This is a genomic window from Oleiphilus sp. HI0079 (assembly GCF_001635105.1).
On sequence record NZ_LWFT01000244.1, the window covers coordinates 1 to 15,473 of the forward strand.

A 15,473-nucleotide genomic window follows, 5' to 3' on the forward strand; every position below is an offset into this window, starting at 1 on the left:
AACCAGAACCAGAACCAGAACCAGAACCAGAACCAGAACCAGAACCAGAACCAGATGTCATCACGCTGGTGTCGCTTGATGTGGAACAGGCTCAGCTTGGCGGGCATCAGGTAGCTACCAATCACGCCGGTTTTGACGGCTCGGGTTTTATCGACATGATTGAGGAAGGAGCACTGGCATTCGATGTCGAAACTTCAGAAGGCGTTTATCAACTTGATGTGCGTTATGCGTTAGCGTATGGAAACCGGCCTTTAGATGTGTTTGTAGACGGCTATTTTGTCGATACGCTAGATTTTCAAGCCACGGGATCTTGGTCGCATTGGGGATCGACCAGTCTGACGATGACGTTTGAAAGTGGTGAGCATAACGTGGCGTTCAAAACGACGGGGAGCAGCGGGGCAAACATAGATAGCGTTGCCTTAGATTTGATTGCTGAAGACTTAGGCGAAGCGCCTGTTATGCAAGAAAGCTATCGATTAGAAGCGGAAGATTATGAGTTTGCTTATGACAATAGTGCGGGTAATAGTGGCGGCCAATATCGCGATGATAATGTAGATATACAGGTGACAAGCGATGCCGGCGGTGGCTTTAACATTGGTTGGATGCGCGCTGGTGAATGGCTTGAGTATTCCTTAGACCTCGATGTTGGTGTTTATGCTGTTTCTGCGCGGGTGGCATCGCCTTACGATACCGGTGTGTTCTCATTAAGTACGGGGCAAGAGCAAATTCTATCGAAAGAAGTCTCTTCGACGGGTGCTTGGCAAAATTGGCAAACACATGAGCTTGGGCAGATTGTTGTTGAGCATGGCACCCCCAATCAGGGAGATCCGGAAGGGCAAGACTTACGGCTTGATGTGCTTGGTGATGGATTTAACTTGAATTGGCTGGAGTTTACGAAAGTTGAGTCGCAGACCTTGGCCTCGACGAGCACTCATTCGGCCGCTGGCAGCCTTGAACCCGGTCTTGCATCAGCCATGGCGGTTGTATCTGCTAGTGATGCAGATGACGCGCACGACGCAGCAATCACAACTGTCAGTCAGCAGGGTGCTACTTACGACTTAGAACTTGTACCGGCGGTGGTTTGAGGAAGGCTGTCAATCCGTATCGGCTACAAAAACTCAAAGGGTCTAGGCCAAGTCGGTTTGGGCCCTGCCCCTTCCACGGTATATTTTGTTATCTAAAGATGCTCATACCAACGCTTTGTCATCACTCTGCGAATTTTATCTACTTTGATACCCATCTCATCAAAATGATAGCTCTCGGCAACTTGAGGCCAGAGATCATCAAGATGCGGATTGAGCCTCTCAATGAAGTGCTCTCTTTCGAGTTGCGAGAGGGCAGCGATCTCTTTTTTACGTTCCAGTGCATGCTTGGGGTCTCGATATTCTTCGAAATAAACGAGCCTGTCTGTTTTGGTTTTCCAAGTTTGGCCGCGCCGGTATTGTTCTCGAGCACGATAGACGCTGGCAAGCAAGTTGGGTGTAGTGCAGATTTTCATTCTGGCATTGTACTTATTGGCCAGAATATATAAGTAGGTGCGTGCCAAAATACGATTCCTTGTGTTGGCTGGCGACTTCGCTAAGCGAGCTATTAAAGCCTTCAATAATGAAGCACGAATGAGGTTAATCCTTAACCTCATTCTGAGCTTAGATATTACCAGTTACTTAAAACGACGCTCAAGACAAACAATTGTTTTTACTCGAACTAGGGTCTATGCCACACTGGTCTAATAAAAAGGAACACGGTTTCAATTCGGCCGTTTTTGATGAGATAATCTATGTGACGAGCTCGACACTTTTATTGTCCTTGACTATATTCGTTGTCATATAAAAGCAAGCGCATACTCACTTACACCAGAGCGATTGGCTGGACGTGACTAGGGACAAGCAGGACGTGCTGAACAATTTACTATTTTTACCCCGCTACCAAAAACGATTGGTATCTCTTTTAATCGATTCGATTTCACTTCCGCTTGCCATCTGGTTGGCGTTTAGTTTGCGCTTAGATGCGTTTTACATTCCCGACTCTTGGCAGATAGCAACGGTCATGTCACTGACTGTTCTTTGTAGCTTGTTCTGTTTTATCAAGCTCGGTTTGTACCGCGCGGTTATCCGATATATGAGTAATCATGCGATGCGTGCGGTATTGGGCGGCGTGACGATTTCTACGCTGGTGTTGGCTCTTTCAGCCTTTTTTTTGAACGCAGAGATGCCGCGCTCTGTCCCCATTATCTATTGGTGTTTGGCGCTGGTGTTCGTCGGGGGCTCAAGAATGACTGCGCGCTCGTTAGTGCATAACTCCATTGTTCGCACTAAAGAGAGAGTGATTATCTATGGCGCTGGTAAGTCGGGCTTGCAGTTAAGTTCGGTGTTGTTTCATAGCAAAGCCATGCAGCCGATCGCGTTTGTTGACGATGATGAAAGTTTGCATGGGCAAGATTTAAACGGGGTTCGAGTATATAGCCCTGCAGCATTACCCAAAGTATTGGCAAAATATGGCGCGAAACGCGTGTTATTGGCTCTTGGGCATGCTCCGCGGTCTCGGCGAAGTTTAGTGATTCGTTTTCTTGAGCAATACCCTGTTGTGGTTCAAACCATCCCGGATATTACCGACGTCGTTTCTGGCAAAGCCAAGATTGAGGAAATTCGCGATGTGGATATTGAGGATTTGCTCGGCCGGGACGAGGTTTCTCCTGATCGCGAGTTGCTTGCAGATTGCATCACCAAAAAATCGGTTCTTGTGACCGGGGCTGGAGGCTCAATTGGCTCAGAATTATGCAGACAGATTGTACGTCTTTCACCATCAAAACTTATTTTGGTCGACTCTTCCGAGTTTGCTTTGTATGAGATTGAGCGTGAGTTAAAGCACTACATTCATAAGAAAGGTCTGGGCGTTGAGTTGCGGGCGGTCGTAGGGTCTGTGCAAAAGCAAGGCCGCATGACTCAGGTGATGAAAAGCTTTCAAATCGAAACGGTGTACCATGCCGCAGCTTACAAGCATGTTCCTTTGGTTGAGCAAAATGTGATCGAAGGCGTTCGTAACAACGTCTTTGGCACCTGGTATTGCGCTGAAGCTGCGATCAAAGCGCAAGTGGAAACGTTCGTGTTGATATCGACTGACAAAGCGGTAAGACCGACCAATGTAATGGGCGCGTCGAAGCGGCTGGCTGAGTTGGTGTTACAAGGTCTGTCCAAGCGTCAAAATACGACGCGGTTTTGTATGGTGCGCTTTGGAAATGTTCTCGGCTCGTCTGGTTCTGTAGTACCACTTTTTCGAGATCAAATTAAAAAAGGCGGGCCGGTCACAGTAACTCACCCAGAAATTACACGATATTTTATGACGATTCCTGAGGCCGCGCAGCTGGTTTTACAGGCGGGTGCTATGGGTGAGGGCGGTGATGTCTTTTTGCTGGATATGGGTGAAAGCGTCAAAATTAGCGATTTGGCTAAAAAACTCATTCGCCTAATGGGGCTTGAGGTCAAAGATGAGGAGAACCCCGATGGCGATGTCGAAATTGAGTACACTGGGTTACGCCCTGGCGAAAAACTCTACGAAGAGCTGTTAATTGGCAACGAACCTATGAAGACGGCGCATTCACGTATTATGCGAGCTCGAGAGGTTTCTCTGTCTTGGGATGATGTGAAAGTACTTTTAGATCGAATCGATGAGGGCAGTAAGGATTTTGATTGTGAAGCCGTTCGAAATCTTTTGATAATGGCTCCCTTGGATTACAAGCCTGCCGAGCACATCAGCGACTTAGTATGGAATAAAACGTACACAGATATGCCGCCCGTATTGCCTCGCGACATACCGATGCCTGCAAATCAGTCTGAAGACGAGGGCAAGGCTAAAGGAAGCGCGCTCGCGACAGCGCGCTCGAGTGCTGATAAACCCCTCTAAGCTTTACACTCTCACGAGAAGCACATCGCAGTCAGCCAGATTCAGTATTCGATGTGCTGTCGAACCAAGTAATCGTTCAAGACCATGGCGTGCATGACTGCCCGCAATAATCAGGTCAGCATCAACTTCTTTGGCTTGATCGAGAATCTCTTGCGCTGCAAAACCATAGCGCATCGTGAGGGTGCTAGGGTCAAGGCCCGCTGAGTCAATCATGGGTTTTAGATAATTCGCTGCAGATGCACTGAGCTCCTCTTGATCAATTGGTGGGGGGACTTGTCCGGGCATTCCTACCCAATCGACAGCAATGATATCAATCACCACGTGCAGCAAATGTAGCGTCGCGTTGCCTTGCGCATCCGCCAATCTTTTTGCACGCTTTAAAACGGCGTCGCTTTCCTTGCTACACTCGAGTGCAACGAGGATGTTTTGGTATTCCGGCATAGTGCTTTCCCTCCAGTCCTTCTTTGCTTTTTGTTTCGACTCTGGTTCTCCCTGCGTATATCGGACAGAGACTGAACGTGCTTTCGCGAGTCGGCGAAGTAATTCATTTCTGCAATTCGCTTTAGTGTAGGAGCAACATCAAGAGTTTTGCTTGATGTGCATCAATCTTTTTTGCATGAGCGGGCATATCGCTTGTCTTTATAAAATGATGGCAAAAGTAGCCAAGCAAATGAGCTCATTTACCTGCTGAACTACACCAAGAGAATGAAGTTTGTTTTGGGTTCGGCGGTTTTTTGTATATTCAAATATACACCATGTTGCGGTCATCATCGGAAGCAGTATCAGAGAATAATGCGGTCGATGGCTAAGCTCGATAAGTAGTCCGAGAGGCACCAAAGCGAGAAGTCCTGAGAGCGCGATTAGTGACAAGGACCAAGGCGTATTTCTAGCCGAGCTTTTGTCCTCCGGTGTGAAATAAACCAAGGTGGCGGCCATTAATCTGCTCAACGAATGTGTACACATAAAAATCAAAACGACTACAGACATCTCATCTCTCAAATAGCCATTCAAGAAGAATACGTCGTCGATCAGGGAGGCCTTTAAGAGGATAACAAGCAGCAGGCCCAATGTGCCGTGTGTACCTAGCCGCACTCTTGCAGATGGCGTGTTTTGTTCATCGTTCGCGAAATCATCACAGCTGTGTGCCAAGCCTTTTTCATGTATCGCGCCAGTGAAAAGAATGGAAACAATTATCGCAAGCAGAGAGGCGGTGAACGTAGAGAAGTATTGAGCGCAGTAGTAAAAACAGAGCCCCGCAAGAGCGCCGCTTATCAAGCCGATCAATGGAAGATGCACGACAGCTTTTCTTATGTAGCGAGGACTTGGCTGGCTAGCGCAACGTCCGCCTGTCGAATCTGATTTTCCGACGCGGCCCGAAATGCAGGTAAATAGGTCTAACGTCGCCTTAATATGTTTGAGCATGGAATCGATAGGGCGCGGGATGGTCATTTCGATTTGATTTGCGAGTATGAATTCACAATTTTCGTGCCTGTATTGGTTTCAGTTGACGTTCGTTGACACTTTTTGTGATCAGTCTAGCGCGTTCTGAGCGTTGGTTCTAATTCAGTGTCGTTACGTGATGTTACAATTTCTGAACTAATTTTAAGAATCTCTCGTGAACCCAGAATAACAAGTCTTATGAAGCCGAACATGATGTTGTCTCGATTTTTTTTGATCTGCAGCTTTATTGTATTAACTGCTTGTGGGAGCAGCTCAGAAGAGGCGCCTTCACCTGAAACAGAAGTGCTTTCAGACGTCTCTTATACACTAAACGGGCAAGCTTTTGGTGTCTCAGAGCCTATTCAACTTCGTTATGGCGACAACCTGATTGAGGTGACCGGTGATGGCCGATTTACCTTTCCAGAAAAGTTTAAGACAGGAGACTCTGTCGCACTAAGCATTGTCACGCAGCCGAAGCATTATTCCTGCTCCATTCAAAATGCCGACCTTACATTCGACTCGTCGAGCATTTCTAATGTAGAAATTCGCTGTTTGCGTGATGCTTATAGTATTGGCGGTGGCGCTTTTGGCGTGGATGGGCATGTGACTCTAGCATTGGGAGATGAGCGCTTAGCCTTGAGTGGGGATGGACCGTTCACATTCCCATCTTTGCTTAAAAAAGGCTCTGAGTATTCTGTTTCTGTTGTGGATACTTCTGTTGGCCTCGTCTGTGATGCGCGCTTGGCCTCTGGCGTGGTTGAAGGACAAATTACTTCGATACGAATTCTTTGCGGGGATGGCACCGAACCCCAGTTGCCCCAATACTTTTTAGCTGGAAAAGCCTTTCTTATCGATCCCGACGATGGATCTCTTCAGCCAATCTTAGATGCGTTTCCTCTCGAGTTGCTCGAGGAGGATGGTAGTCAGACGCAGAGGCTAACCGTTTCAGGTAATGATTTCGTTCTACCTGATCTTTTTGAAGCAGGAGAGAGTTTCAATATCCAGATAGCATCCCATCCCGAAGGGTATGTTTGCGACATTAATAGCGAGAAGGGAAGCTTTAATGGGGGAGACATCAACAACGTTCGAGTGTTGTGTGAAGAAGGCTATTCTTTAGCGGGAAGTATTCGTGATCTAAACGGTAGTTTGAGCTTCAAACTTGGCAATCAAGTTGTCAATGTGTCCTCGACAAACCCTGATGAGTTCGTCGAATATGCATTTGATAAAAAATTTGTCGCAGCGAACGCAATTAGCTTTGAATTCTTACAACAGCCTCTAGATCAGGAATGCAGCGTTTCTGCTCAACCATGGGCCTCAGACATTGGTCTGGATAGTGATCGGACTGATATCAATATCTCTTGTGAATATATAGCTCATCTACTTGGCGGTGCAGTTTCGGGTTTAGACGGTGAAGTTCGCATAGCTGTTGAAGAACAAGAGCTGACTCTAACCGAAGATGGCGATTTCGTATTTGCGAGACGTGTTTCTGAGACCGATGAGCTAAACGTTCGTGTTGTCTCAGATCCTGTGCAACAGACTTGTTCACTTACACCGGTTGAGCTCGAGTTGATGGAGGACAAAGCCTCTGCTTTATCGGTGTCTTGTCGAGACACTTTTTATGATTTGCAGGTTCCAATCAATGGTCTGAGTGGATTTCCCGTTCAGTTGCGTCTCGAAAGTAGCCGTATTGAGCCGGTAGAGTTCTCGACAGACTCTTCGTTTCCGGGCGTACTAACGCTACCCAAAGGTGCGCAAGTTGAGCTTTCAATTATTGGTGGGGTACCCAGCGGTTCAATTTGCGAATTGAGTGCTTCTTCCGTATCGATGTTTTCTGATCAAACTGTAGAGCTAAACTGTCGGCCCGCGGCTTATAGAGTGTCTGCCATCGTGAGTGGTTTGGTGGGAGAGCTAGAGCTAGGTTTAGGTGATCAGGCGACAAGAACCCTGATCTCGGATGGGGCGGTCGAGTTTGGCGAACAAATCGAGGACGGTGCATCTGCGCAGGTTCTTATTGTTACTCAGCCAGACCATCAACGTTGCGAGGTGAACCCTGAAACGCTGGTTGTCACGCAAGGCTCGGTATCAGTTGAAGTAGCTTGTCGCTACAGCCATCATCTTGTAAGCGGGGCGGTAGAAGGCTTAAGTGGCGAGATCACTCTCCGCTCGGGTGAACAAACCGTGGTTGTGACGGGCAATCAACCTTTTGCCTTTGCAGATCGAGTGAGCGAAGACGCACCTTTAAATATCTCCGTTGATGCGGTCGCTGAACACCATCGCTGCTCCGTTTCTGGAAATGGTATTGCGCTTACTGGTGATTATGATCAGGTTTTGGTGTCGTGTGTTTATGGTTCATCTATCGCCGGTTCAATATCGACTCCTGATAATTTAACGGCAGACAGTGATTTAAATGACGAACGTGCACCGGAGATACCAAACAACTTGTTTGCTGAAGCGCAGCGGATAAATGGCTTTGCGGCGGTGCAGGGTTTTGTATCTGCGAGTGTGACTTCGATTGATCAAGGGCGCTTTGCGGAGCGCACAGATAAAGAAGATATCTTCTTCACCCATCTTGAGAAAGGCCAAACACTTGCGCTGCGAGGGACGCCAACAGACAAAGATGTCACGCTATTCGATTTAGATTTGGAACTCTTTAAAGAATCAGAAGCACAAGATGGTTTAGCGAATATTGTCCCGGTAGGTAAGTCTTATAATGCAGGAGCGCAAGAGCAAATCGTTGTGCCTGAAACGGGGCGCTACTATATTCGAGTGCTCGCTGAAGAGGGTGCGGGAACCTATGCTTTGGAAACGCAGGCGGTAAGCTCCAGCTCGTTAAATAGTTCGGGTGTTTATGATTTTGCGGAGCAGCAGGCGATTCTCAACCTTGATACATCAGACAAACGTTTTCGAACATACGCTGCATCACTGGGCGGGTCGGTTGATCACTTTGATCTCAGCCGTGCTTCGCTTTTGTCCCTAGACTCCGAGCACCTTCCAGATTTGTCTCCTGCCGACCTAGAGCTTGCTGCTATTAACCCCGAAGGTATGGAAGACTTACTCACGTTGCGGCGTATCAAGGAGCTTTCATTAAGAGCGGATGTGCGGATTGTAGAACCCAACTACGTGCGTCAACCGATGTTGTTAAGTGGCGAGCCGTTGCAGCAATATCAGTGGGAGCACGAGCGAATCAATTTGCCTCAGGCCTGGGATATCACTACTGGCGGCCCTGCGGCATTATCAGATGGAACATTTAGAGACGTGATCGTCGCGGTGTTGGATACCGGCATCCAGTCAAACCAAGAAGAGTTTGCTGGTAAGTTGGTTCAAGGGTACGACTTTGTGTCTGATCCGGGTTTAGCGATTGACGGCACCGGTATCGATGATGATCCAGAGGAGATTGCTGGGGTAATGCAGCCTTCTGATGCTTGGCATGGAACCTCCGTTGCTTCTATCATCGGCGCAAATTCGCAGAATGGCTTAGGGATGGCTGGTGTTTCTTGGGGCGGGAAAATCATGCCTGTTCAGGTTGCGAATAAAGAGGGTTTGTATAGTGATTATGATATTGCCAACGCTCTCAGGTATGTCAGTGGCTTAGATAATGTAAGTGGGCAAACGCCGTCTCAACGCGCAGACATTGTTAACATGAGCTTTGGCGGAGAGGCTTTTAGTATGTCGATGCTCGAAGCCATCGATGCGGCAAGAGCTGAGGGCCTTATATTGGTTGCTGCATCTGGAAATGAATACTCTTATGTTGTGAATTATCCAGCATCTAATCACGGTGTGATTTCAGTCGGTGCGACGGACTATCAAGGCAGCAAGGTCGCCTATTCTACCTACAATGAGTTTGTCGATGTGGTTGCGCCTGCCGGAATCTCTGACTTGAGCGATGGCGCCACAGATTTAGATCGAGATGGATATCTCGATGCAATTATGCGGGTTGATGGGAGCCCCACAGGCCTCACGTTGCCAGACGGCAAACCCTCGGGTTACTCTCCATCTCAAGGCACCTCGTTTTCTGCACCGGTTGTCTCTGGCGTTCTGGCACTTATGAAGTCTGTGTATCCTGATCTGACCCCTGCACATGTAGACTCCTTGTTAGCGTCCGGCGCACTCACTAATGATATTGGCCCTGATGGGCGGGATCCGTATTTTGGGCACGGTATGATTGACGCTTTTAAAGCCGTCAGTATTGCACAACAAATTGCTGCTGATCCGGCTAATATCGCGCCAAAAGTTCCGGATTATCGTGTTTCTGATAGGGAGTTTAGGTTTACTCAAAGTGCGATTGCGGGCGAGCTAAGCATTAGCAACTCAACGGAGTATGGATCAATCGCATCTGTCACCAGTGACCAGTCGTGGTTGTCGATCGAACAAGTCATTGAAGAGCTTGATCCGGCTGACGAGCCTGAACTGCCGTCTGTGACTCGATATCGGTTGAGTGTAGATACGCGAAATCTGTTTGACACAGCCTACTTCGCAACGATTTCGGTTACCGATAGCGAAGGCACTGTTCAATACATTGGCGTTTCGCTTGAGTTGCAAAATATTGATGGTCAGCAATTTGATGCCCCAATGTACGTGCAGTTTTATAACGGCAATGGCTTGGCTAACCAGGTCGATGCGCAAGCGGTCGGGCAGGGAATTTGGTCTTATCAGGTAGAAGGTTTACTGCCTGGGGCCTATGAGGTTGTTGTGCAATCCGACCTTGATAAGAACGGACAGCTTTGTTCTGTTGGTGAGCTTTGCGGGATTGAATCGATCGATCTGGATCTTGAGGATGTCTCAGGCTTGGATGTGGTAACGGAGCTTCAGATAGTAGAGCAGCCTTAACTAGGCTTGCTCTGACTTACCACCGAAACTTATCAAAGTTTTGTGGATTGGCCCAAAAACGCGCGTTATTCCACTCGCGCTTCTTATTGTAGTTGGCAATGTCGTATGTATAGGTGGCTAAGCCGCTTTCTATCGATTCCCGTTTGAATCCAAGCCCGATCATTTCATTAAAGCCAAGCGCTGCCTTACTCGATAGCAGGGCAATGATCTGTGCGTTTAACACATTTCGCAGCTGGCCGATGACTTGTGTTGCTCGTTCACGATCCAGCGTTTCGATGTCCTCAGCGACGATCACCATGTCAATGTGCTGAACTAGAGGGCTAAGATGCTCGGAGAAGGTTTCAAGTGGCATTGCTTCTAGGTCTAGAGATGTGAGGGTGCAAGCCGGCTTAGATGCTTTTAGAAGAGGGTAGAGTTTGCTAGAAATGACGAGTAAGTTGCTTGGCTTTAGATCTGCAACGAGTCCCATTATTTGCTCTAGCTGATTGCGCGTCTTTTCATTCATAGTGGTTTTTTCTGTTTTGTTGGGCGAATGGATCAGTGCTTACTCTATTTACTGCGCCTTTGCATTGATCTCTAGTCGACGGATTTTAGGGACAAACACAAAACAAACCGAGAGGGCGCAAACCGCTGTCAGCACCCAGATTGTATCCAGCGTGACGGACGTGGCGAGAGCTTGTCGCTCACCAAGGTTTAAAACAGCGCCCCCTACACCGGATATTAAGCCAATGCTGAGAGAGCTGATAATTCCCAGTGAGGTTGACGTAGCCCCTTCTGTACCTTTTTGCGTGCTCGCCATGGCCGCAGTGACGCAGGTGTTGAAGGCCATACCCGAGCCGAAAGCGGCAACGGCCATCGCAAGATACAGCATGGCAAGCGACATCGTCGTGGGTCCATTGAACTCGCTATTTTCGGGGAAGTGGTTGCTGGCAATAAAAAGAAGCGTACCTATTAAAAACATCCCAAAGCCTATAGCAAGCGATGTCGATGCGTTTAACCTAGCACTGATTTTCGCCTGCAAAAAGGAAGCGAGACACCACGTACAGGCGCCAACGCCAATTAAAATCCCTGTATCGACCGCATCCATATCATGGATCTTAGTGGTGGCAATCGGGAGAAAAATCTCTAACCCGTAGAAGCAAATAAAGACAATTCCATGCACAACCAGCACCAAGGTCAGCATGTTTGAAAGCGAAAAGAAGTTGTCTGGCATAAGAGCAAGAAACGGCCTGCGCATAAGCCATAGGCCGGGGATGAGCAATACCCACTGCCACGACAATGCCTGGTTGCTAACATACAGAATGAGAGCGCAAAGAGACGCCAGCCAAAGTGCCGAATGTATTTTGTTTACTGATGGTAGGCTTTGCTGTTCGTTTACGGATTTGTCGAGCCGTTTAAGTCTCGGGTAGAGCAGAGCAGCAGCGACTAGGAGAATCGGGATTTGGCTTAGAAAAATCCAGCGCCAATCTAGATGATCGACAAAGTAGCCACCGATTATAGGGGCGAGTAGCGAAGGTACAATCCAAGCCACATCGAGTACCGCAATCATTTTTGGTCGCTGCAGCGGCTCGTAGGCTAGGTTAATTGTGGCGAAAGCGACAGTCCAAGAGATGCCGCCGCCAAGACCTTGTAAAGCTCTTCCGATCATCAATGCTTCCATGGATTGAGCAAAGCCAGCAAGCACTAAACCAAAGCCAAATGCGACATAGCCGATAAGGAATATACGCAAAGGGCCCCGACGGTCTGTATCTTGTCCTGCCCAAACAACGCCGATGAGTGTCGTAAGTAGATAGCTCGCAAATGCGAGGCCATACCATTCAAAGCCATTCAACTCTTCGGTAATCGTCGGCATGGCAATGGCGAGTACCAATTCATCGTATGCGTGTATTGTAACCGCAATGACTAAGCCAATAATTAATGCATGTTGTCTTAGCATAGTGAGCCTGACATCGTAATTTCTGAGATTGAATAGCGAAAGAGCGATTCCAGCTCTTGATGGCTGGCATTTTGTGAGCGCGAATTATGCTTACAGACGGGCTGCAAAGTACAGTGTATTTTCCGTTGCTCAGCGCACATTCGCTTTGTCGGGTGCTTGCTTGGCGAATCTATGCTGCAATCACCCCAATCTACGATAGACTGATAGTGCATATCGAACGAGAAACGGGAGCTGACGATGACGATAAACGCTTTGTTCGAAAACCTGTGGCAAGTGTATTCCGATTTAAATCCGAGGGTTTTGGAGATTCGTGCTTGTCTACGTCAAGCTTCTCCAGGTTTGATCAATGACCATATCGCGTTGCGCACATTAAAGCATGCTCGTTTTGGTATGGAGCGTTTGGCTCATGACTTTCTGGAAGTTGGGTATGAGGTGCGTGGGCACTATCACTTTGAAGCGAAAAAGCTCGACGCCATTCATCTGGAGCATTGCACGGATTCGCAAGCGCCAAAGGTCTTCATCAGTGAGTTGCTGCTTGATGCTTGTTCGGACGAGTTACAGCGTACGATGCAGGTGCACTTGATTGATCGGCTTTCAGATCAGTACTCCATTCAATATGTAAAGCACAGTCTTGACGAGCGCTTAGATCAACCGAACGGTAACACGCTTCTTGCTGCAAGCGGACGGCACTGGGGAAAACCAAGTTACAAGATATACCAAAGCTTGCTTGATGAGTCTGAATACGCTGCGTGGTTTTATGTTTTTGGTTTTGTGCCGAATCACTTTACAGTCAAAATTAATAGCCTCGCGCAGTTTACCGAGATTCAAGAGCTTAATGATTTTCTCGAAGCGCAGGGCTATGCATTGAACGAAGCTGGCGGCAAGGTGAAAGGCACACCAGAGCTATATCTTGAGCAATCCTCAACGATGGCGGATGTCGTTACCGTCGCGTTTCAGGAGGGAGACTACAAAATACCGAGCGTGTTTTACGAATTCGCGAAGCGCTACAAAAACGCGGATGGCGATGAATTCTCTGCGTTTATTGAGGGGAATGCCGACAAAATTTTTGAAAGCACGCATGTACGTTCGTAGTTTGATCCAAAGCGGAGAGCATGCACAAGCCCCAAGTTTTTTGTCATCCTGTGCTGCAATATTGATGATCGTCCAGGCGAACATAAAACGGGAGGCTTGTCTGCTATGGCGCGACCGATTTAGGTCGCGCCCCTTGCATACCGACTAATCGATAAAACGAATTTTGGCGTAGACGCCTGCGTGATCAGAAGGATAGAGATCGCTTGCATCGGTCATGTCCGCCGCAGAGTTACCCAATACTTTGCTCTTGCTGCGCCCAACAGGTCGACCGTTTTCTTTTATGAAGACGTGGTCAATGCGTGATGATAGCTCGGCGGTTTCGTCGGATACCGCATCGTCAAAGCAGCAGGTGTAACCCGTGCCTTTGATTTTTTTCTGCATCGTCCAAGTATCTCCATATCCGCCAAGCAATGCTTGCAGATAAGGAGGCGCTAGTTGCAAACCATCGAGCCCAGGAATGCCTGATTGACCGATAAACGCTTCTTCGCGCGGGTCACTGTTAAAGTCGCCCACCATGATCACTGGTATGTTTGGATTACTAGTCGCACCAACGAGCGTAAGCAGTTCATTCATTTGTACCGCCTGCAAGGATTTAAATGGCTCTGATCCACCCACTTCCAAGTGCGTATTCACAAAGCGGTATTCTGCGCCTTTAACATTGACGTCGATCATGTTGTAGCCGCGCGTAAATGATGCCTGAACTCCATTAATATCGACAACGCCGTTGTATGTGAAGTTACCGCTAAATTCATTACTGTATTGAATGCCGCTGCGCACTAAGGTCACATCACGATCTTGTAAACGGACATCACCAAGAATCGGTCCTTGTGCTGTCACGCCTGCAACGAAGGGTAGCTCGATATCCGCATTATCTACGCTCGCTGCGACCTCGTAGTCCATACCGCGAGCCTGAAGGTTGGCTTGAAGTATTGCTAAGAAATCATAGACCGTATCGTTTGCAGCAGTCGGATTTCCCGCAAGGAAGTCTCCTGGGATCTGCGTGCTCCAGATAGAGACTTCCTGCAAGCCGATGACGTCGGGTGAATGGCGCGCAATTTCATCTGCGAGTGCCGCTGCACGCTCAGGAAAGTTGGTTGCTTGCGCTGTCTGAAATACCTCAGTAACGGCAAGTGGGACGGCCAATGGGTCAGGGTTTTGCGCCGCCGCAAGAACCGGGAAAATATCAGCGCCCAAGTAGATGTTTCGAGATAGAACTTTAATTTTGTCATCGCCACCTTTTGCCTGTGCAAGTGGCGCGAGAGAGGCCACTGCCAATAGCGCGGCTATTATCTTTGTTTTCATTTTATTTCTCCGTGATTTTATTTTTATAGGTCTTCATCGCTGACTTCAATGAAATTAAAGTCGCTAAGCATCATGCGGTTAATTGAAAGTGCGGGGTAGTGTGGAGTGCGGGAAATGAGATGTATTGAACGTTTTTTGATCTATCGACTGTCGATTGTGCGCTGTGCGGCGTCAAAAATTACATAGCGGTTCTTGCCCGCTTCCTTTGCCTGATACATCGCGCCGTCTGCGTTGCCGATCAATACTTCGGGCGAGGGTGTAAATGGTGTATGCACTGCGATGCCAATACTGGCTGTGCAATGGATATCCGGTTCAAGAACAATACTTGTCAGTTTGGAGACTATGCGCTTGGTAATTCGGTCAAGGTCATAGCGATGGAAGTTGCGCACAATAATCGCGAACTCATCTCCACCCATGCGGGCGACAAAATCGCTATCTCTACTCTGCTCTTTAAGCACTTTGGCGACCGCTTTAATCATTTCGTCACCCTTGTTGTGCCCATGGGTGTCGTTAATGGTTTTGAACTCATCTAGATCAATAAACATCACGCCAAAATGTGTCAGCTCGGTGCTATTTGCTCGCAGCGTGTTTGAAGTGCTTTCGGCAAAACACTCTGCAAGACGCTCTTCAAAGGCGTGGCGATTATGTAAGCCACTTAGCGAGTCGTGCCTTGCGAGCCAAGCGAGCTCGCTTTCTGCTTCGACCCGCCCGGAAATATCGAGCGCGATAGACAGAATTTGCCGTGAGCCGGTCTTTTGGTTAATTAGTGGTACATGGCGCCATGCTAAAAAGCGCAGTCTTCCTTCTTCTGTGATGACGGCGGCTTCATGCTGATATTCGCCATCATCTCTAAGCGCAATGTTCTTCACTTCGCGGATTACCGAATCCAGACAAATTGATGGATCTAGTAGCTTGGCGAAGTGCAAACCTTGAAGCTCGTTTTGGTCATAACCCGTGAGAGACTCCGTGTAGTGAT

11 protein-coding genes are annotated in these 15,473 nt (G+C 48.1%); 4 read left to right on the forward strand and 7 right to left on the reverse strand.

Going from position 1 to position 15,473, the window contains the following annotated elements:
• The coding region (locus A3750_RS03625) for a carbohydrate-binding protein (protein ID WP_156498364.1) at nt 1-1,085 on the forward strand (1,085 nt) is incomplete at its 5' end.
• 92 nt (nt 1,086-1,177) lie between these two features.
• On the opposite strand, the gene A3750_RS03630 is transcribed toward A3750_RS03625, so the two are convergent.
• Nucleotides 1,178-1,546: a hypothetical protein gene (locus A3750_RS03630; RefSeq protein ID WP_068491227.1), complete on the reverse strand. Its 369-nt coding sequence runs from the start codon at nt 1,544-1,546 to the stop codon at nt 1,178-1,180.
• A 347-nt stretch (nt 1,547-1,893) separates the two neighbouring features.
• Between A3750_RS03630 and A3750_RS03635 the strand changes: the two genes are divergently transcribed.
• The gene (locus tag A3750_RS03635; protein ID WP_068453415.1) at nt 1,894-3,900 is read left to right on the forward strand and encodes a nucleoside-diphosphate sugar epimerase/dehydratase; all 2,007 of its coding nucleotides are present in this window, start codon (nt 1,894-1,896) and stop codon (nt 3,898-3,900) included.
• Between the two features lie 3 nt (nt 3,901-3,903).
• Here the strand turns inward: A3750_RS03635 and A3750_RS03640 are convergent, their stop codons facing one another.
• Both A3750_RS03640 and A3750_RS03645 read right to left on the reverse strand, forming a co-directional pair.
• A complete protein-coding gene (locus tag A3750_RS03640) occupies nt 3,904-4,341 on the reverse strand; it encodes a universal stress protein (protein ID WP_068453417.1) in 438 nt (145 codons plus the stop codon).
• A gap of 198 nt (nt 4,342-4,539) precedes the next feature.
• Nucleotides 4,540-5,349, reverse strand: coding sequence for an adenosylcobinamide-GDP ribazoletransferase (locus A3750_RS03645; RefSeq protein WP_068453419.1), 810 nt, complete (start codon nt 5,347-5,349; stop codon nt 4,540-4,542).
• A gap of 201 nt (nt 5,350-5,550) precedes the next feature.
• Between A3750_RS03645 and A3750_RS03650 the strand changes: the two genes are divergently transcribed.
• Nucleotides 5,551-10,167 (forward strand): S8 family serine peptidase, encoded by a 4,617-nt coding sequence (locus tag A3750_RS03650; RefSeq protein ID WP_197466205.1) that lies wholly within the window; start codon nt 5,551-5,553, stop codon nt 10,165-10,167.
• Nucleotides 10,168-10,183: 16 nt separating this feature from the next.
• On the opposite strand, the gene A3750_RS03655 is transcribed toward A3750_RS03650, so the two are convergent.
• A complete protein-coding gene (locus tag A3750_RS03655) occupies nt 10,184-10,672 on the reverse strand; it encodes a DUF6231 family protein (RefSeq protein WP_068453422.1) in 489 nt (162 codons plus the stop codon).
• Nucleotides 10,673-10,720: 48 nt separating this feature from the next.
• The gene (locus tag A3750_RS03660; protein WP_068521570.1) at nt 10,721-12,103 is read right to left on the reverse strand and encodes an MFS transporter; all 1,383 of its coding nucleotides are present in this window, start codon (nt 12,101-12,103) and stop codon (nt 10,721-10,723) included.
• 237 nt (nt 12,104-12,340) lie between these two features.
• Between A3750_RS03660 and A3750_RS03665 the strand changes: the two genes are divergently transcribed.
• Nucleotides 12,341-13,195 carry a DUF1338 domain-containing protein gene (locus tag A3750_RS03665; protein WP_068521572.1) on the forward strand — a complete coding sequence of 285 codons (855 nt, stop codon included), beginning with the start codon at nt 12,341-12,343 and terminating at the stop codon, nt 13,193-13,195.
• Between the two features lie 144 nt (nt 13,196-13,339).
• On the opposite strand, the gene A3750_RS03670 is transcribed toward A3750_RS03665, so the two are convergent.
• Both A3750_RS03670 and A3750_RS03675 read right to left on the reverse strand, forming a co-directional pair.
• Nucleotides 13,340-14,497, reverse strand: a complete 1,158-nt coding sequence (locus tag A3750_RS03670) for an endonuclease/exonuclease/phosphatase family protein (protein ID WP_068521574.1) — start codon at nt 14,495-14,497, stop codon at nt 13,340-13,342.
• 140 nt (nt 14,498-14,637) lie between these two features.
• Nucleotides 14,638-15,473: sensor domain-containing diguanylate cyclase (locus A3750_RS03675; protein ID WP_156498366.1), on the reverse strand; the 836-nt coding region annotated here is incomplete at its 5' end.

What these genes read in the sequence shown, in the direction of transcription:
- A3750_RS03640 (WP_068453417.1), bottom strand. Translation starts at nt 4,341, where the DNA reads ATGCCGGAATACCAAAACATCCTCGTTGCACTCGAGTGTAGCAAGGAA.
- A3750_RS03645 (WP_068453419.1), bottom strand. Translation starts at nt 5,349, where the DNA reads ATGACCATCCCGCGCCCTATCGATTCCATGCTCAAACATATTAAGGCG.
- A3750_RS03650 (WP_197466205.1), top strand. Translation starts at nt 5,551, where the DNA reads ATGATGTTGTCTCGATTTTTTTTGATCTGCAGCTTTATTGTATTAACT.
- A3750_RS03655 (WP_068453422.1), bottom strand. Translation starts at nt 10,672, where the DNA reads ATGAATGAAAAGACGCGCAATCAGCTAGAGCAAATAATGGGACTCGTT.
- A3750_RS03660 (WP_068521570.1), bottom strand. Translation starts at nt 12,103, where the DNA reads ATGCTAAGACAACATGCATTAATTATTGGCTTAGTCATTGCGGTTACA.
- A3750_RS03665 (WP_068521572.1), top strand. Translation starts at nt 12,341, where the DNA reads ATGACGATAAACGCTTTGTTCGAAAACCTGTGGCAAGTGTATTCCGAT.
- A3750_RS03670 (WP_068521574.1), bottom strand. Translation starts at nt 14,497, where the DNA reads ATGAAAACAAAGATAATAGCCGCGCTATTGGCAGTGGCCTCTCTCGCG.